The sequence below is a fragment of the Lentzea flaviverrucosa genome (genome assembly GCF_003350445.1).
GTDB lineage: Bacteria > Actinomycetota > Actinomycetes > Mycobacteriales > Pseudonocardiaceae > Lentzea > Lentzea californiensis.
Genome location: NZ_QQAU01000002.1, coordinates 722,992 through 740,755, shown reverse-complemented (window position 1 = coordinate 740,755; position 17,764 = coordinate 722,992). Strand labels below are relative to the sequence as shown.

19 protein-coding genes are annotated in these 17,764 nt (G+C 69.4%); 11 read left to right on the top strand and 8 right to left on the bottom strand.

From position 1 onward, the window contains the following. Positions 1-27: 27 nt before the first annotated feature. Entirely contained in the window at positions 28-1,020 is a 993-nt protein-coding gene (locus tag DFR72_RS09565; protein WP_090067237.1) for a Gfo/Idh/MocA family protein, read from the bottom strand. A 34-nt stretch (positions 1,021-1,054) separates the two neighbouring features. Further along, positions 1,055-1,666 carry a maleylpyruvate isomerase N-terminal domain-containing protein gene (locus DFR72_RS09560; RefSeq protein ID WP_170176188.1) on the bottom strand — a complete coding sequence of 204 codons (612 nt, stop codon included), beginning with the start codon at positions 1,664-1,666 and terminating at the stop codon, positions 1,055-1,057. Positions 1,667-1,699: 33 nt separating this feature from the next. Here DFR72_RS09560 and upp point away from each other — a divergent pair, with 33 nt between their 5' ends. Continuing rightward, positions 1,700-2,323 (top strand): uracil phosphoribosyltransferase, encoded by a 624-nt coding sequence (gene upp, locus DFR72_RS09555; RefSeq protein ID WP_090067472.1) that lies wholly within the window; start codon positions 1,700-1,702, stop codon positions 2,321-2,323. A 94-nt stretch (positions 2,324-2,417) separates the two neighbouring features. Then, a complete protein-coding gene (locus tag DFR72_RS09550) occupies positions 2,418-3,716 on the top strand; it encodes a glycoside hydrolase family 18 protein (protein ID WP_090067239.1) in 1,299 nt (432 codons plus the stop codon). Positions 3,717-3,807: 91 nt separating this feature from the next. Here DFR72_RS09550 and DFR72_RS09545 read toward each other — a convergent pair whose 3' ends face one another. Continuing rightward, positions 3,808-4,407: a TetR/AcrR family transcriptional regulator gene (locus DFR72_RS09545; RefSeq protein ID WP_090067240.1), complete on the bottom strand. Its 600-nt coding sequence runs from the start codon at positions 4,405-4,407 to the stop codon at positions 3,808-3,810. Positions 4,408-4,462: 55 nt separating this feature from the next. Between DFR72_RS09545 and DFR72_RS09540 the strand changes: the two genes are divergently transcribed. The 4 genes from DFR72_RS09540 to DFR72_RS09525 are packed head-to-tail and all read left to right on the top strand — an operon-like array spanning position 4,463 to position 6,462. After that, complete coding sequence (locus DFR72_RS09540; RefSeq protein ID WP_030478506.1) at positions 4,463-4,669, top strand: ribbon-helix-helix protein, CopG family; 207 nt, start codon at positions 4,463-4,465, stop codon at positions 4,667-4,669. Between the two features lie 32 nt (positions 4,670-4,701). Next, on the top strand, positions 4,702-5,088 hold the full coding sequence (locus tag DFR72_RS09535) for a type II toxin-antitoxin system death-on-curing family toxin (protein ID WP_090067241.1): 387 nt from the start codon (positions 4,702-4,704) through the stop codon (positions 5,086-5,088). 34 nt (positions 5,089-5,122) lie between these two features. Continuing rightward, on the top strand, positions 5,123-5,500 hold the full coding sequence (locus DFR72_RS09530) for a MerR family transcriptional regulator (RefSeq protein ID WP_090067242.1): 378 nt from the start codon (positions 5,123-5,125) through the stop codon (positions 5,498-5,500). A gap of 47 nt (positions 5,501-5,547) precedes the next feature. After that, positions 5,548-6,462, top strand: coding sequence for an aldo/keto reductase (locus DFR72_RS09525; RefSeq protein WP_090067473.1), 915 nt, complete (start codon positions 5,548-5,550; stop codon positions 6,460-6,462). A 70-nt stretch (positions 6,463-6,532) separates the two neighbouring features. Here DFR72_RS09525 and DFR72_RS09520 read toward each other — a convergent pair whose 3' ends face one another. Next, the gene (locus DFR72_RS09520) at positions 6,533-6,985 is read right to left on the bottom strand and encodes a flavodoxin family protein (protein ID WP_090067243.1); all 453 of its coding nucleotides are present in this window, start codon (positions 6,983-6,985) and stop codon (positions 6,533-6,535) included. Further along, positions 6,985-7,452: a hypothetical protein gene (locus DFR72_RS09515; protein ID WP_143086788.1), complete on the bottom strand. Its 468-nt coding sequence runs from the start codon at positions 7,450-7,452 to the stop codon at positions 6,985-6,987. The genes DFR72_RS09520 and DFR72_RS09515 overlap by 1 nt, the downstream gene beginning before the upstream one ends. Before the next feature lie 20 nt (positions 7,453-7,472). Between DFR72_RS09515 and DFR72_RS09510 the strand changes: the two genes are divergently transcribed. Together DFR72_RS09510 and DFR72_RS09505 are read left to right on the top strand one after the other, a co-directional pair. Continuing rightward, positions 7,473-8,099 (top strand): class I SAM-dependent methyltransferase, encoded by a 627-nt coding sequence (locus tag DFR72_RS09510; protein WP_245982701.1) that lies wholly within the window; start codon positions 7,473-7,475, stop codon positions 8,097-8,099. Between the two features lie 21 nt (positions 8,100-8,120). After that, a complete protein-coding gene (locus tag DFR72_RS09505) occupies positions 8,121-8,465 on the top strand; it encodes a hypothetical protein (protein ID WP_245982700.1) in 345 nt (114 codons plus the stop codon). Here DFR72_RS09505 and DFR72_RS09500 read toward each other — a convergent pair. The 3 genes from DFR72_RS09500 to DFR72_RS09490 are packed head-to-tail and all read right to left on the bottom strand — an operon-like array spanning position 8,458 to position 12,531. Beyond that, complete coding sequence (locus DFR72_RS09500; RefSeq protein ID WP_090067246.1) at positions 8,458-10,059, bottom strand: phospho-sugar mutase; 1,602 nt, start codon at positions 10,057-10,059, stop codon at positions 8,458-8,460. The two genes, DFR72_RS09505 and DFR72_RS09500, sit on opposite strands and share 8 nt — an antisense overlap. Next, a complete protein-coding gene (locus DFR72_RS09495; RefSeq protein WP_090067247.1) occupies positions 10,056-10,847 on the bottom strand; it encodes a purine-nucleoside phosphorylase in 792 nt (263 codons plus the stop codon). The genes DFR72_RS09500 and DFR72_RS09495 overlap by 4 nt, the downstream gene beginning before the upstream one ends. A 46-nt stretch (positions 10,848-10,893) precedes the next feature. Then, positions 10,894-12,531, bottom strand: coding sequence for a serine/threonine-protein kinase (locus DFR72_RS09490; protein WP_090067248.1), 1,638 nt, complete (start codon positions 12,529-12,531; stop codon positions 10,894-10,896). 90 nt (positions 12,532-12,621) lie between these two features. On the opposite strand from DFR72_RS09490, the gene DFR72_RS09485 reads away from it, so the two are divergent. Genes DFR72_RS09485 through meaB form a run of 3 tightly spaced genes read left to right on the top strand, consistent with a single transcriptional unit; the run spans position 12,622 to position 17,739 of the window. Beyond that, positions 12,622-14,622, top strand: a complete 2,001-nt coding sequence (locus DFR72_RS09485; RefSeq protein WP_114773644.1) for a methylmalonyl-CoA mutase family protein — start codon at positions 12,622-12,624, stop codon at positions 14,620-14,622. Then, on the top strand, positions 14,619-16,754 hold the full coding sequence (gene scpA / locus DFR72_RS09480; protein ID WP_090067249.1) for a methylmalonyl-CoA mutase: 2,136 nt from the start codon (positions 14,619-14,621) through the stop codon (positions 16,752-16,754). Before DFR72_RS09485 ends, scpA begins: the two co-directional genes overlap by 4 nt. After that, on the top strand, positions 16,747-17,739 hold the full coding sequence (gene meaB, locus DFR72_RS09475; RefSeq protein ID WP_090067250.1) for a methylmalonyl Co-A mutase-associated GTPase MeaB: 993 nt from the start codon (positions 16,747-16,749) through the stop codon (positions 17,737-17,739). The genes scpA and meaB overlap by 8 nt, the downstream gene beginning before the upstream one ends. The last annotated feature ends 25 nt before the right edge of the window (positions 17,740-17,764 follow it).

The following is a 17,764-nucleotide window of genomic DNA, read 5'->3' as shown; positions in this document are numbered from 1 at the left end:
GGTCATCGGAATCGGTTCGTGACCTCGTCAGGGAGTCGGCCGGCGCAGCGGCAGCCCGGCTGCCCGGTAGATCGAGTCGATCACCGTCATGTTCTTCACCGCGTCGTCCGCGGTCGTCGGGAACGGCTTGCCGTGCAGCACGGCGTCGGTGAACGCGTCGAGCTGGTACGCGTACGTCGTGCGCCTGCCGAACGTCTCCGTCGACTTCTTGTCCTTGAGCTTCAACGACAAGCGGTGTGCCAGGTGCGGGCCGAGCGGGTTGAAGACGCTCAACGTGCCGTTCTCGCCGATCGCCTTCATCGACAGCTTGAGCGCCGTCGACGACCACAGCGAGGCGTGCACGGAACCCGTGTGGCCGGAGGGGAAACGCAGCGAGGCGCGCATCGCGCGGTCGATGGAAGGCCCGCGCAGCAACGCTTTCGCCGACCGCACCTCGGGTTCTTCACCGCCCAGCAGCCGTGCCATGTGCACGGCGTAGCAGCCGGCGTCCATCATCGCGCCGCCCGCGAGCGAGTAGTCGTAACGGATGTCGGAGAACATCGGCAGCGGGAAGCAGACCGAGGCCTCGACGTGCCGCAACGGGCCGAGCACGCCGGAGCGCGCGATCTCGGCGACGCGGATCGCCAGCGGGTGGTAGCGGTAGTGGAACGCCTCCATCACCACCAGGCCGGACGCGTCGGCGGCCTCGGCGACGGTCGCGGCCTCGTCGGCGTTGGCGGTGAACGGCTTCTCGCACAGCACGTGCTTGCCCGCCTCCAGCGCTGCCAGCGTCCACTTGCCGTGCAGGCCGTTGGGCAGCGGGTTGTAGACGGCGTCGACCGCCGGGTCCGCCAGGAGGTCCTCGTACGAGTCGTGCACACGTGCGATGCCGTGCTTGTCGGCGAACGCCTTGGCCTTGGCGGCCGATCGCGCGGCGACCGCCACCACCTCCGCGACCGTCGAGGAGCGGGCCGGGCGGACGACGGCGGACGGCGCGATCCTGGCCGCGCCCAGCACTCCGATGCGCACGTGGTCTGTCACGCGGCCGACCCTACACCTCTTCAGTTAACGGCGTTTACTCCACAAGGTCGGTCTCTCGTGCCGGGAAGAACGGGATCTTCTCGATCGGCGACGGGTCCGACCAGTTCCACGACTCCATCTGGCGGCGCGAGCGGCGCCCGAAGAACGCGCGCCACAGCTCGTACCCGTCGACCTCCAGCGTGATCGGGCCGTTGCCGAGGTCGCCGAACCCGGTCTTCACGGTCACGCCGGTCAGCCTGCGCGGGGCCATCCACACCAGGGTCGGCTGCCACACGGCGTCCGGCAGGCGTTCGCGGCCGAGCGCCGCGCGCAGGTCGGCCTCGTGCGTGATGGCGTCCATCGCCAGCTGGAACGGGATGCGCGGCATCTCCCCGATCTTGTCGCCCAAGGCGTTCCACTGCTCCAGCAACTCCTCCACCGGGACGTTCTCGCGCTCGGCGACGTGCCGCGCCGTCCACTCATCCGACGGCGCGCCCTCCATGCGGCCGCTGACCAGATCCGACGCCTCGCCGGACAGGTGCGCGACCACCTGGTGCACGGTCCACTCAGGACAGGCGGGGACGGATCGTCCCAGCTCCTCTGCGCTCAGGCCCATCGTCAGGCCGACGACGCGCTGCCGTGCCTCGCGGTAGATCTCTTCGAACACCCCTAGCTCCTCCCAGCGGTTACGGTGTCGAGCATGGACGTCCTGGTCGTCGATCATCCACTCGCCAAGGCGAGACTCACAACGATGCGTGACGCGCGCACGGACAATGCCGCATTCCGTGCCGCGCTGCAGGAACTGACCGTGATGCTGGTCTACGAAGCGACGCGCGAGGCGCCGCTGAAGGAAGACCGCACGCACACCCCGGTAGCTCGTACCACCGGCTACAAGCTCGCAAACCCGCCGTTGCTCGTCCCCGTGCTGCGGGCGGGGCTGGGCATGGCGGACCAGGCGCACAAGCTGATCCCGGACGCCCAGATGGGGTTCGTCGGCCTGGCACGCGACGAGGAGACGTTGCAGCCGACGCCGTACATGGAGTCGTTGCCGGAGAACCTCGCCGGACGCCCGGTGTTCGTGCTCGACCCGATGCTCGCCACCGGCGGTTCGATGGAGTACACGATCCGCCTGCTGACCCAGCGCGGCGCGACCGACGTGACGGCGATCTGCGTGCTCGCGGCGCCCGAGGGGATCAACCACCTCGAGGACTCGAAGCTCCCGTGCCGTCTCGTCACGGCCTCGGTCGACGAGCGGTTGAACGACTCCGGCTTCATCGTGCCCGGGCTGGGCGATGCCGGTGACCGTCTGTACGGGGCGGTTTAGGACATACCTCCGATCGGACGTAGCAGTGGTCTAGACCTCAGGCCTATCGTGCTGTGGACCACATCGCCGCTGCCGCGAACGAACTAGGAGACTCATGTCCAGACGGAGATGGGGTGTCGCCGCTCTCGCGGTCGGCGCCCTGTCCGCGTCGCTGGCCGTTGCGCCCGCGAACGCCGACGTCGAGACCAATGGGCACCACGGTTACTCGAAGACCCGCACCGTCGGGTACTTCATCCAGTGGGGCGTGTACGACCGGAACTTCCGGGTCAAGAACCTCGTGGACAGCGGGGCCGCCGCGCGGCTCACGCACCTGAACTACGCCTTCGGTTTCCTCGACGAGGCGGGCAAGTGCGTCAGCGCCGACCCGTGGGCCGACTGGCAGATGCCGCACACCGCGGAGCAGTCCGTGAACGGCAAGGCGGACGAGGCCGGTCAGGTCCTGGCGGGCAACCTGAACCAGCTCAAGCAGCTCAAGGCCAAGTACCCCAAGCTGAGGATCAACATCTCGCTGGGCGGCTGGACGGGGTCGCGCTACTTCTCGAACGCCGCGCTGACGGCCGAGTCGCGTGCCGCGCACGTCAAGTCGTGCACCGACATGTGGATCAAGGGCAACCTGCCCGGTCTGCCGGAAGGTGCCGCGAAGGGCGTCTTCGACGGCATCGACCTCGACTGGGAGTGGCCCGGCAGCAACGGCAACATGGCTCCGCCCAACGTCGTGCGCCCCGAGGACAAGCAGAACTTCACCAAGCTGCTCGCCGAGTACCGCAGGCAGATGGGCTGGAACCGCGACCTGACCGCGTTCCTGCCGGCCGACCCCAAGCAGGTCGACGCGGGCTTCGAGGTCTCGAAGGTGTTCTGCTACCTCACTTTCGGCACCCTGCAGGGCTACGACTACCACGGTGCCTGGGACGCCCCGGCGAACCAGCAGTCCGCGCTGCGGGTGCCCAAGGGTGACCCGTCGGAGTTCGAGTTCAGCACCGAGGTGACGGTCAACGCGTGGCTTTCACGCGGTGCCCCGCGGTCGAAGGCCGTGCTCGGCGTGCCGTTCTACGGCCGCGGCTGGGACGGCGTCGCCCCCGGCACGCGCAACGGCCTGTTCGGCACCGGTGTGCCGGCGCCCGCCAAGTACGAGGCCGGCTACGAGGACTTCCACCGCATCAAGGCGAAGCTCTCCGAGCCCGGCAACGCGTACAAGGTCTACCGCGACGAGAAGGCCGGCTTCGCGTGGATCTACGACGGCAAGACCTGGTGGACCTACGACGACGCGACCGAGATGAAGCGGAAGGCCCGCTACATCAACGACCGCAGGCTCGGCGGCGCGATGATCTGGTCGCTCGACGGCGACACCGCCAACGGCGAACTGATCAAGGCGCTCGACGGAGCCCTCAAGTAAGGCCGCACCACCGAGACGGACTGTCCTAACCGGACAGTTCAGCGGGTCCGGGGAGGTTTCGCGGCGGCCGCCTCCCCGGATTCCGTGGTGTTCAAAGGGTTTTCCCGGTATCCGTGCGCCAGCCCCTGCCGTGTGCGCGCAACGCCAGTTCGTAGGTTGCGGCCGCGTCGACGCCGGGCGGCAGGTTCCCGTTGAGCTCCAGGCTCACCAGGCCGTGCGCGATGCCCCACATGGACATCGCGATCTGCTCGGGGTCCTCCGCGAGGTAGACCCCCTGCTCCACCGCGCGCCGCACCGCGTTGATCACCGGCGCGAACGTCCTGCCCGCCGCGCGGCTCATCTCCGACGTGTGCTCGACGACCTTCGAGTAGAGCACCGAGTAGAACTGCGGGTCCTGCAGCGCGCTGCGCCGGTACGCGAGCCCGATCTGCAGCAGGTCCTCCGCGGGGTCGTCCGTGACCGGGACCGCCGCGAGGCTCGTGCCGAACTGGGTGAACGCCTCCTCGTAGAGCGCCTCGAGCAGCGCTGGTTTTCCGCCGAAGAGGGAATAGACCGCCGTCGTCGAGGTGTTGACGTCGGTGGCGATCTTGCGCAGGCTCACCGCGGCGGGGCCCTCGGTGCTGAGCAACTCGCCCGCCCGTTCGAGCAGCCGCCGTCGCAGAGCGTCGTCGTGGGTCTTGGGCCTGGGCATCACGCAATCCTATCGGCCGCTGGCCTGAGTGGTATCAGGTTGATACCGTCCCTCCATGGCGATGACCTTGAGGTTGACCGAGGAGGAGAACCTGCGGCTCGCCGAGTTGGCGCAGTCCGAGGGGCGCTCGAAGCAGGAGGTCGTGCGGCTGGCGATCGCGGACCGTTACCAGCGCATGCAGCAGGAGGAGAAGCTCGGCGAGGTGCTCGGGCGAGTCCTGCCCAAGTACCGAGGTCTTTTGGATAGGCTCGGATCTTCCTGAAACTGTCAGACCTCTGTGATCAACTGGATGCCGTGATCTCCTACCTCGACGCCGGGGACCTCTTAGTGCTGGCCACGGCCGTGACCGGTGGCGATCTCCTCGTCAGGGACATCGGCCTGCTGGACACTGCGGCCTACCGTCCCCGCGCGACCGTGCTCGGCGTGGAGGCTTACGACACGCTGTGGCTGAAGTCCTCCGCCCTGCTCGACTCGATCGTCCGAACCCGCCCTCTCGTCGAGGGCAACTGGCGGCTCGCCTGGGTCGCCGCCGTCACGATGTGCGACATCAACGGCTACTGGATCGACGCCGACGAGGACGACGCGCTGGACCTCGTCCGCTCCCTCGGCCGCGACAAGATCGACCTGCCGGAGATGGCCGGCCACCTCGAAGCGTGGGGCATCTCGAAGGATTCCGCTTGACCTAGAGTGCACTCCAGGTCATAGCGTCGAGCCCGTGAGTTACTCGATAGCCCAAGCCGCGCAGCGCAGTGGGTTGTCCATCGACACCTTGCGCTACTACGAACGAATCGGGCTCGTCGACCCGCCCGCACGGGACTCGGGCGGGCGTCGCAGCTACTCGGAGGAAGACCTCGGCTGGCTGGCCTTCGTGACGCGCCTGCGCACGACCGGCATGCCGATCCGCATGATGCGCGAGTTCGCGCAGCTCAGGCACCACGGCGACCTGACCGCAGGCCGTCGCAAGCAGATCCTCGTCGAGCACCGCAGCGACGTCCGCGCCCGCATCGCGGAACTGCAGACGTGCCTCGAGGTGCTCGACTACAAGATCGACCACTACGCGGTGGTCGAGCGTGACTTGGAGGCGACGGCGTGAGCCGTTCATTGGGATCGTTGCAGGTCGGGCCGCAGGGCCTCGGCTGCATGGGAATGTCGGAGTTCTACGGCGCCGGTGACGAGGCGGAGTCCGTCGCGGTGATCCACCGGGCCCTGGAGCTCGGCGTCACGCTGCTCGACACGGCCGACATGTACGGGCCGCACCTGAACGAGGAACTGGTGGGCCGCGCGATCGCGGGCCGCCGTTCCGACGTCGTGCTGGCCACGAAGTTCGGCATCGTGCGTGAAGGCGAACGTCGCGGCGTTCGTGGCGACCGCGAGTACGTGCGGTCCTCGGTAGAGGGGTCTCTCAAGAGGCTCGGCACCGACGTGATCGACCTGTACTACCTGCACCGGGTGCCGGCGGACACGCCCATCGAGGAGACCGTCGGCGCGATGGCCGAGCTGGTCACCGAGGGCAAGGTGCGGTTCCTCGGCCTGTCCGAGGCGGGCGCCCAGACGCTGCGCCGCGCCCACGCCGTGCATCCGATCACCGCTCTGCAGAGCGAGTGGTCGCTGTGGTCGCGCGACATCGAGGCCGAGATCGTGCCCACCGCCCGTGAGCTGGGCATCGGCCTCGTGCCGTACTCGCCGCTGGGCCGTGGCGTGCTGACCGGCCGGTTCGCGTCGTCCGCCGACTTCGGCGAGGGCGACTTCCGGTCCGTGAACCCGCGCTTCTCCGGCGCGAACCTCGACGCGAACCTGAAGATGGTCGCCGAGCTCCGCGCCCTGGCCGAGGCACGCGGCGTGACCGCCGGTCAGCTCGCACTGGCCTGGGTCCAGCACCGCGGCGCGGACGTCGTGCCGATCCCGGGGACCAAGCGGATCAAGTACCTGGAGGAGAACGTCGCGGCGGCTGCCCTGGAGCTGTCGGAAGCCGACTTGGCCGCCATCGAGGCCGCTGTGCCAGCGTCCGCCGTGGCCGGGGACCGGTATCCCGACATGAGCTCGATCGGCCGCTAGAACATACGTTCGAACATATCCCCAGGGTTGTCCACAGGTTGGGGACAACAGGCTGTGGACAACCCCGGGTTCATGTGGACAACTGGGCCGCGACGGTGGCCCCGAGCTCCCAGCACGCCTCCAGTTCCGCCTTCGACGGCTCGCCGGTGACGACCACGTGCTGCGCCGCCTTCTCCCAGCCCAACCCGGTCGTGGCGGTCTCCACGCTGCGCACCGCTCCGGTCGTGTCGTTGTTGCCGTGCACATAAAGCCCGAACGACCTGCCACGCGTGGAGTCGAGACATGGGTAGTAGATGGTGTCGAAGAAGTGCTTCAACGCACCGCTCATGTAACCGAGGTTCGCGGGCGTGCCCAGCAGGTAGCCGTCGGCCTCCAGGACATCCACAGCGGTTGTGGACAACGCGGCCCTGCGCACGAGTTCGACGCCCTCGATCTCGGGGGTGGACGCGCCGGCGACCACGGCCTCGAACATCGCCTGGAGGGCGGGTGACGGCGTGTGGTGGACGAGCAGCAGCCGAGCCATCAGTAGTCCATCTCGTAGTCCTGGTTGTTCGGCGGGGTGTCGTCCACGCCGATCGCCTTCAGGTCCGCTGAGGTCACCACGTCCACGCTGGGACCCATGAGGCCGATCAGCTCGTCGATGATGTCCAGGTGCGCCTTCCGCGACATCGTGTTCAGCGCCCCGATCTCCTTCACCTTGTCGAGGACTCCGGTGCCTTCCAGCTTGCGGATGAGCAGGCCGGCTTCGCCGAAGGTGCTCATCGGCCCTCTGATCGCCGCGTTCGACTGGAGCGTGGCCCGCAGCATCATGTTCAGCGCGGCGTGAGCCCCGGGGTCGACGCCGAAGGCCTTGAACAGGCCGTCGCGGACTCGGACCTGGTGCTTCTTCATGTCCTCGCTGAACCCACCCCGGAACATGTCGAGGCCGCGCTGGCTGTCGGGGTGCGCGTCGAGCACCGCCTGCGCGAGATCACGCCGCGTGTAGTCCATGGACGGCAACATAGATGACCATGACCCGAGCCTCCTACGACATCGTTGCCGCCAGCTACGCCCAGCTCATCCCGGACGCGCACGACGGCCGCCCGCTCGACGCCGCGTTCATGCGCGCGTTCGCCGAGCTCACCGATGGCCCCGTGGGCGACATCGGCTGCGGTACCGGCCGCATCACGCAGCACCTGCACGAACTGGGCCTCGACGTGTTCGGTGTCGACCTGTCCGACGGCATGCTCGACCAGGCGAGAAAGCTGTACCCGCACCTCACGTTCACCCAGGGGGACATGACCGGGCTGGACCTCGCGGACGACAGCCTCGGCGGCGCCGTCGTCTGGTACTCCACGGTCCACATGCCGGCGAGCGAGGTGCCGTGGCGGGAGTTGCACCGGGTCGTCAAGCCTGGCGGGTACCTGCTGCACGCCTTCAAACTGGGTGACCGGAAGGGGCACCTCACCCACGCCTACGGCCACGACGTCGACCTCCACGTCCACTGGCACGACGTCGACGAGATCGTGACGAACGCGACCGAGGCCGGGTTCAACGAAGTGGCACGGCTGCAACGTCAGAAGGGCGTGGACGAAGGCGGTCCGCAGGGGTTCCTGTTGATGGGCAAACGGAACCCCGCAGCCGGAAGCGCGTCTTGAAGGGTGTACACAGGAGGGACCATGAAGACCACCGCCCTAATGCACACCAGTCCTCGTCAGCGCCGCATCACCTGGGGTTTCGGCCTCGCGGTCGGCATCGGGATGATCGGGTTCGGGCCTCTGTTCGCGTCGCTTTGGCCGGGGTTCGACCACAGCCCGTGGGACATCAACACGATGTTGCTCGGACTCGGCGTGGGGCTTTGCACGATCTCGTACATCTTCGGGCGGATCGCCGTCGCGGCGGTCACCGAGGGGCGCCGCAACGCGGTGGCCCCGCCGACCAGAAGGGCCTACTTCGTGGCCGGCGGGGGTTTCGTGCTCGCCGCGCTCGCCTTGACGGTCGCGCTGATGACGTCAGCTAGCTGACGAGTCCTGTCACCCGTTCCCGCAGCGCGGTCAACCGGGCCCGGCCTGCCGCACGGGCGGACTCCAGTCCGTCCGTGACCGGCTCGACGACCTCCAGGTACGCCTTGAGCTTCGGCTCGGTGCCGGACGGGCGGACGATCACGCGCACGCCGTCCGCCGTCCAGCGCAGCACGTCCGCGCCGGGCAGCAGGTCCTCGGACGCGAAGTCCGCCGGAGGGTCGGCGCGCAGCCGTGCCATCGTCGCGCCGATCAGGCTCAGATCGGTGTACCGCAGGGAGACCTGGTCGGTCAGGTGCAGGCCGTGGTCCGCCGCGAGTTGGTCCAGTGCGTCCAGCAACGTGCGGCCGGACGCCTTCAGGCCGGCGGCCAGGTCAGCGGCGACGACGGCGGCCGAGATGCCGTCCTTGTCCGCGACGTGCGTGGGATCGACGCAGTTGCCCAGCGCTTCCTCGTAGGCGAACACCAGGCCCTCACCCGCGCGCGCCAGCCACTTGAAGCCCGTCAGCGTCTCCGCGTACCGGGCACCGTGCGCGGCCGCGATCGACTTCAGCAGCGACGACGACACGATCGTCGTCGCCACCAACGGATCCGTGGAGTCGGTGGTCGACAGCACGAGCGAGCCGAGCAGCACGCCCGTCTCGTCGCCGCGCAGCATCCGCCACGTCCCGCCGTCGTTGACACCCAGCGCGCACCGGTCCGCGTCCGGGTCCAGCGCGATGGCCAGGTCCGCGTTCACCGACGCCGCAAGGGAAAGCAGCTCGTCGGACGCGCCCGGCTCCTCCGGGTTCGGGAACACCACGGTCGGGAAGTCCGGGTCCGGCACCGCCTGCGACCGCACCACGTGCACGTCGGTGAAACCCGCGCGCCGCAACGCTTCCACGGCGAACGCGCCACCCACACCGTGCATCGGCGTCAGCGCGATCTTCAGCGAACGGGAGTTCCCGCTCGGCAACGACGAGACCCGCTCCAGGTACGCGTCGACGTCGGCGTCCGAGACCGTGGTGTACGAGGTGTTGCGCGGCACGGAGACCGCGGCCGGCACCGCCTCGATCGCCTTTTCGATCTCACCGTCCGATGGCGGCACGATCTGCGAACCACCGGTCAGGTAGAGCTTGTACCCGTTGTCCGCGGGCGGGTTGTGCGACGCGGTGATCTGGATCCCCGCCACCGCACCATGTGCGCGCACCAGGTACGCCAGCACCGGCGTGGGCAACGGACCCGGCAGCACCCGCACGTCGAAGCCGGCCGCCGCCATCACCTCGGCGGCGGCGGTGGCGAACTCCTCCGAGCCGTGCCGCGCGTCGCGTCCGACGAACACCAGGCCCGGTGTGCCGAGCCACGACGCCAGGCCGGCCGTCGTGCGGACGACCGTGGCCACGTTCATGCCGTTCGTGCCCGCCCGCACCGGCCCGCGCAGTCCGGCGGTGCCGAACGTCAGCGGACCGGCCATGCGGTCCAGGAGGTCCTCCACCGCGGCGGGGTCGCCGCCCATCGCCCGCGCCAGCACGCCCTGCAACTCGGCGCGGGTCGCGTCGGACGGGTCGTCGGCGATCCACCGGAACGTCGCGTCACGCAGTGCCGGCGTCAGGCTCATGCCCGGTCCACCAGCTCACGCAGCAGCGTGCCCATGCGCTGAGCGGCGGCGGCGCCGGCCTCCAGCACCTCCTGGTGGTTCAGCGGCTCACCGGTGATGCCCGCCGCGAGGTTCGTGACCAGCGACAGGCCGAACACCTCGACGCCCTCGGCACGCGCGGCGATCGCCTCGTGCACGGTCGACATGCCGACCAGGTCCGCGCCCATCGTGCGCAGCATCCGGATCTCGGCGGGCGTTTCGAAGTGCGGGCCGGGAAGCCCCGCGTACACGCCCTCTTCGAGCGACGGGTCGATCTCCTGCGCGACCTTGCGCAGCCGCGGCGAGTACAGGTCCGTGAGGTCGACGAACCGCGCGCCGACCAGCGGCGACACCGCCGTCAGGTTCAGGTGGTCGGAGATCAGCACCGGCTGCCCGACGGACATGCCCTGCCGCAGGCCACCGGCCGCGTTGGTCAGCACGACCGAGGAGACGCCCGCGGCGGCGACGGCGCGCACGGCGTGCACGACCTTCTGGACGCCCTTGCCCTCGTAGCCGTGGGTGCGGCCGAGGACGACGAGGACCTTCTTGCCGCCGACCTCGACGGAACGGATGGTGCCGCCGTGGCCGAGCGCGGTCGGCGCCTCGAAGCCCGTCAGCTCGCCCACCGGAATCTCGGTGACCGGCTCGCCGATCACGTCGGCGGCGGGTCGCCAGCCGGAGCCGAGCACGATGGCGATGTCGTGCTTCGTGTTGCCGGTGCGGCTCTGGATCTCTTCCGCGGCCTTGCCGGCCAGCTCTTCTGCAGTCACCGCGAGAGCTTAAGCCGTGTCCTGGAGGTCTGTCCGGGGAGACGGCTCACACCGGGGCGAACGTCGAGGCGATCGCGTCGAACAGCCGCACGCGCGCCTCGTCCTCCTGCTCGGTCGGCACCACGACCTCGACCACCCACAGGTCGTTGCCGTAGGGCAGCACGCGCGAGAAGTGCGACCTCCGCAGCGCGTTGGGCTCGTCGCCCTCGACCGTCCGGTAGATGAACTGGACGCTGGCCTCGCTGTGCGGCCCCGCCAGGTCCGGCGTCGGCGCCATCTCGCCACCGAAGAACCTGCCGGGCCAGCGCCCCTGCACCCCGGCGACGTACACCTTGATGTCGCGCTTCGGGTAGTACTCGGGGAACCGCTGCACCGTCACCTCGTACGCGCCGCTCCCGGACACGAAGTGCACCATCGCCGAGGCCGGCAGCCGCTGGTCGGCCGACCGTTGCTCGGCGTAGGCCGACCAGCTCTGCTCGACGTGCAGCGTGAACTTGCCGCCCTGGTCGCCGTTCGCCAGCACGGCGGAGGCGGTGCGGGGCTGCAGCGTCGCCGACGTCGGCAGGGTCGGCAGGGTGGGCAGCGTCTGCTCGGCCGGCGGCAGCAGCGAGGCACCCGCGACGAACCTGATCAGCGCGAAGCCTCCGCCGGACCCCGCCACGAACAGCAGCACGGCCACGACCAGCACCAACGCCGAGGTCAACCGACCTCGCCGCCGCGGGGGACCGAGCGGCTTCGTGACGAGGAACGGCAGCGGGCCGGGGTCGTCGGCGAGAGGCGCGTCCGGTTCGATCTTGGGCTTGGGCCGCACGACGATCGGCGGCTGCACCGCCGCACGCACCTCGAACGCGTCCGTGCCGGGCTCCGGCAGCAACTGGTAGACCTGCTTGCGGACGTCGACGAGCGACAGTCGTTCGGTCGGCTCCTTGCGCATCAACCCGCTGATCACCGGCGCGAGCCGGCCGGCACCGGCCGGTACCGGCACGTCGCCGTTGATCACCGCGTTGATCGTCTGCATGACGTTCTTGCCCACGTACGGCGGCTCGCCTGCCATCGCGGCCCACATCGTCGCGCCCAGCGACCACCTGTCCGCGGCCGCCGACACGTCACCGCCCTGCGCCACCTCGGGCGCGATGTAGGCGGGAGTGCCGAGCGTGATGCCGCGCGCGGTCATCGTGGCCTCGGCGACGTTGCGAGCGATGCCGAAGTCGGTGAGCTTGACCCGCCCGTCGTCGGCGATGAGCACGTTGCCGGGCTTCACGTCCCGATGCGTGATGCCGGCCCGGTGCGCCGACTCCAGCGCCGCCGCGATCGCGTCCAGCACCGCCGCACCCTGCTTCTCGGTGAGGCAGCCCTGTTCCTGCAGCACCTCGCCGAGACTGCGCGACGGCACCAGTTCCATCACCACGTACGGGTCGCCGTCGTGCTGGACGACGTCGTAGAGCGTCACGAGGTTCGGGTGGGACAGCGCGGCGACGGCACGCGCCTCGCGCATGGTCCGTTCGCGCAGCTGCGCGGCCTCGACGTCGGGCATGCCCGGGGTGTGCAGGATGCCCTTCACGGCGACCTGCCTGCCCAGCACCTCGTCACGGGCGGCCCACACCGTGCCCATGGAGCCTTGACCGAGCACGTGCAGCAACTGATACCGCTCCGCGATCAGGCGCTTCAGGTCAGCCTTTTCCACACCTCGATTGTTCCTGACACACTGACTGCATCGTTAACGGCGGTGAACCTCACATAGCCGTGCGCGTACCGGTCGGTAACACTGCAACGCATGATGGAGTTGGCCTTGCCCGCCGAATTCCGCCCGAACGAGTTCCCCGCCGCGTCGAGGGAGCAATGGCGTGAGATGGTCGACGCCGTCCTCTCCAAGACCGGCGCGAGCTTCGACTCGCTGGTCACGAAGACGTACGACGGCATCGAACTCCAGCCGCTCTACACCCTCGACGACGCCCTGGAGCCTTACGCGCTCGCGCCGGTGAAGCAGGGCTGGGACATCCGCCAGCGCCATGCCGTAGCCGACCCGGTCGCGCTCATGAACGACCTGGAGGGCGGCGTCACCTCGCTGTGGCTCGCCGTGCCGGCCTCGTCGCTGGAGCGCCTGCTGGACGGCGTCTACCTCGACCTCGCGCCGATCGTGCTCGACGGCTCCGTCGAGGCCGCGCGCGCGATGCTGCGGATCTACGACCAGGCGCCGCTGCTGGCCGCCGACGTGCGCGGCAACCTGGCCCTGACACCTTCGGGTGAAGCGCTCGACGTCATCAAGCAGGCGCGCGCGCAGTTCCCGGGCCTGCGGACCGTCGTGGTGGACGCGCTGCCGTTCCACGACGCCGGCGGTTCCGACTCCGAGGAACTCGGTGCCTCCCTCGCGCTGGCGGTCTCGTACCTGCGAGCGCTGACCGGTGCAGGTTTGTCGGACGCGGAGGCGTTCGCGCAGCTGGAGTTCCGGTACGCCGCGACGGCAGACCAGTTCATGACGATCGCCAAGCTGCGAGCCGCTCGCCGGCTGTGGGCACGGGTCGCCGAGGTGTCCGGCGTCGAGACCGTGCAGGTCCAGCACGCCGTGACGTCGTCGGCCATGATGACCCGCCGCGACCCGTGGGTGAACATGCTGCGCACGACGGTGGCGTGCCTGTCCGCCGGTCTCGGCGGAGCCGACTCGGTGACCGTGCAGCCGTTCGACGCGGCCATCGGCCTGCCGGACGAGTTCGCCCGGCGCGTCGCGCGCAACACGCAGAACCTGCTGCTGGAGGAGTCGCACCTCGGCGAGGTGATCGACCCGGCCGCCGGGTCCTGGTACGTCGAGAAGCTGACGGACGCCCTCGCCGTCGAGGCCTGGGCCTGGTTCCAGGAGATCGAACGGGCCGGCGGGATCGACGACGCGCGTGAGCTGGTGGCCTCGCGGATCGCCGCCACCTGGGCGGCTCGGTCGGCTCGGCTCGCGGATCGCAGCGACCCGATCACGGGGGTGAGCGAGTTCCCGAACCTCGGCGAGAAGCCGGTCGTCCGCGATCCCGTCCCCGGAGTCGGCTCTGAAGCCGCAACCGATCGCGCGTCCGGAGGTGGTCGCATCCTCGGAGTCGGCTACGCCGCCGCACCGGGAACCGACGCCGCCCTCGGAACCGACGCCGCCCTCGGAACCGACGCCGCCCTCGGAACCGACGCCGCCCTCGGAACCGACGCCGCCCTCGGAACCGACGCCGCCCTCGGAACCGACGCCGCCCTCGGAACCGACGCCGCCCTCGGAACCGACGCCGCCCTCGGAACCGACGCCGACTCGGAGGCCCCCAGGGGGGACGCGCCCCCCATCCCAATCTTCTCAACCAGGTCTGACAATTTCGGGCTGCCGCGGGTCCGTTATGCACAGGCCTTCGAAGAGCTGCGCGACCTGGCCGACGCCCAGCCCGAACGCCCCCAGGTCTTCCTGGCCACCCTCGGCCCGGTCGCCGCCCACACCGCCAGGGCCACCTTCGCCGCGAACCTCTTCAACGCCGGCGGTTTCGCCACCCCCAGCGCGGGCCCGACCAGGACCGCCGAGGACGTGGCTCAGAAGTTCAAGGAGTCCGGCGCGAAGGTCGCCGTCCTGTGTGGCAGCGAGGCCAGTTACGCCGAAAGCGCGGTCGCCACCGTCGAGGCACTGCGTCACGCCGGTGCCGAGCGGGTGCTCCTGGCGGGCAAGAAGACCGACGCGGACGTGGACGGCTTCGTGTTCACGGGCTGCCCGGCGCTGGAAATCCTGAACAGCACTTACGCATTCTTGGGAGTGGAGCGATGATCCCCAACTTCGCGGACATCGACCTCGGCCCGCTCCCGCAGGCGAAGTACGAGACCGACCTGCCGTCGTGGGAGACGCCGGAGGGCATCGCGGTCAAGCCGGTCTACGGTCCGTCCGATGTGGACGGTCTGGACTTCCTGCGGACCTACCCCGGTGTGGCGCCGTTCCTCAGGGGCCCGTACCCGACGATGTACGTCAACCAGCCGTGGACCGTGCGCCAGTACGCCGGTTTCTCGACGGCCGAGGAGTCGAACGCCTTCTACCGACGCAACCTCGCGGCCGGTCAGAAGGGCCTTTCAGTGGCGTTCGACCTCGCCACCCACCGCGGTTACGACTCGGACCACCCGCGCGTCGCCGGTGACGTCGGCATGGCCGGGGTGGCGATCGACTCGATCTACGACATGCGGACGTTGTTCGACGGCATCCCGCTGGACAAGATGTCCGTGTCGATGACGATGAACGGCGCGGTGCTGCCGATCCTCGCGCTGTTCGTGGTGGCCGCGGAGGAGCAGGGGGTGAAGCCGGAGCAGCTCATGGGGACGATCCAGAACGACATCCTCAAGGAGTTCATGGTCCGCAACACCTACATCTACCCGCCCGCGGCGTCGATGCGGATCATCTCCGACATCTTCAGCTACACCTCCCAGCACATGCCGAAGTACAACTCCATCTCGATCTCCGGCTACCACATGCAGGAGGCCGGTGCGACGGCCGACCTGGAGCTGGCGTACACGCTCGCGGACGGCGTCGAGTACATCCGCGCCGGCCGGGCGGCGGGGCTGGACGTCGACAAGTTCGCGCCGCGCCTGAGCTTCTTCTGGGCGATCGGCATGAACTACTTCATGGAGATCGCCAAGATGCGGGCCGCGCGGCTGCTCTGGGCGAAGCTGGTCAACGACTTCGAGCCGAAGAGCCAGAAGTCGCTCAGCCTGCGCACGCACTGCCAGACGTCCGGGTGGAGCCTCACCGCGCAGGACGTGTTCAACAACGTCGCGCGCACGTGCGTCGAGGCGATGGCGGCTACGCAGGGGCACACGCAGTCGTTGCACACCAACGCACTCGACGAAGCCCTCGCGCTGCCGACCGACTTCTCCGCGCGCATCGCCCGCAACACGCAGCTCCTGCTGCAGCAGGAGTCCGGCACGACGCGCGTGATCGACCCGTGGGGCGGCAGCGCCTACGTCGAACGCCTCACCGCGGAACTCGCCGCGAAGGCCTGGGAGCACATCTCCGAGGTCGAGAAGGCGGGCGGCATGGCCCGCGCGATCGACGAGGGCATCCCGAAGCTGCGCATCGAGGAGGCCGCCGCCCGCACGCAGGCGCGCATCGACTCCGGGCGCCAGCCCGTCATCGGCGTCAACAAGTACCTGGTGGACACCGACGAGCAGATCGAGGTCCTCAAGGTCGACAACGCCGGCGTCCGCGTCCAGCAGCTCGAAAAACTGCGCAGGCTCAGGGAAGAGCGCGACCAGTCCGCAGTGGACAGTGCGCTGGAGGCGCTGACGAAGGCGGCGAGTGGCGAGGGCAACCTGCTGGAGCTGGCGATCGAGGCCGCCCGCGCCAAGGCCACCGTCGGCGAGATCTCCGAGTCGCTGGGCAAGGTATGGGGCCGGCACAGCGCGCAGATCCGCACCATTTCCGGCGTGTACCGGCAGGAGGTCGGCTCAGTGTCCAACGTGGACGCCTGCCGCGAGGTCGTCGAGGCGTTCGCGGAGGAAGAAGGCCGCCGCCCCCGCATCCTGGTCGCCAAGATGGGCCAGGACGGGCACGACCGCGGCCAGAAGGTCATCGCCACGGCGTTCGCGGACCTCGGCTTCGACGTCGACGTCGGCCCGCTGTTCCAGACGCCGGACGAGGTCGCCCGCCAGGCCGTCGAGGCCGACGTGCACATCGTCGGCGTGTCCTCGCTCGCCGCCGGCCACCTCACGCTGGTGCCTGCGTTGCGCGAGGAGCTCGCCGGCCTCGGCCGCGCGGACATCATGATCGTCGTCGGTGGCGTCATCCCGCCGCAGGACTTCGACGAGCTGTACGCGGCGGGTGCGTCGGCGATCTTCCCGCCCGGCACCGTGATCGCGGACGCGGCCAAGGACCTGCTGGTGAAGCTCTCGAACCAGCTGGGACACCATGGCTAGGGCGGTGGACGTCGCCGAGTACACCAGGGGCGTCCTCGACGGCAACCGCGGTGTGCTCGCGAAGGCGATCACGCTGGTCGAGTCGACGCGCGCGGAGCACCGGGCCAAGGCCCAGGAGCTGCTGGTCGAGCTGCTGCCGAAGTCGGGCGACGCGATCCGGGTCGGCATCACCGGCGTGCCCGGCGTGGGCAAGTCGACGTTCATCGACGCCCTCGGCACCATGCTGACCGAGCAGGGGCACCGGGTCGCCGTGCTCGCCGTCGACCCGTCCTCGACGCGCACCGGCGGCAGCATCCTGGGCGACAAGACGCGGATGCAGCGGCTGTCGGTGAACGAGAAGGCGTTCATCCGGCCCTCCCCGACGTCGGGAACGCTCGGCGGCGTCGCGCAGGCCACCCGCGAGACGATCGTGCTGGTCGAGGCCGCGGGCTTCGACGTGGTGCTGGTCGAGACGGTCGGCGTCGGGCAGTCCGAGGTGGCCGTCGCGAACATGACGGACTGCTCGCTGTTCCTGACCCTCGCGCGCACCGGCGACCAGCTGCAGGGCATCAAGAAGGGCATCCTGGAGCTCGCGGACGTCATCGCGGTCAACAAGGCCGACGGCGAGCACGAGCTGGACGCCCGCAAGGCCGCGCGCGAACTGGCGGGGGCGTTGAAGCTCCTGCGCCCGCCGGACGCGCTGTGGCACCCGCCCGTGCTCACCTGCTCGGGTCTCACCGGTACCGGCCTCGACGAACTGTGGTCCCGAGTGCTGGAACACCGCAGGACACTCACCGACGCCGGGGAACTGGAGGAACGCCGCCGGCGTCAGCAGGTCGACTGGACCTGGATGATGGTCCGCGACGAACTGTGGCGGCAGGTGCGCGAAAGCACCGCGGTGCGTTCTCTGACTCCGTCTCTCGAAGAGAAGGTCCGGCTGGGAGAGCTCACCGCCACCCTTGCGGCCGAGCAGATTTTGAAGGCGTTCCAATCGGACTCACGGTGAGCGCTTAACTAGTTTGGGTGACCTT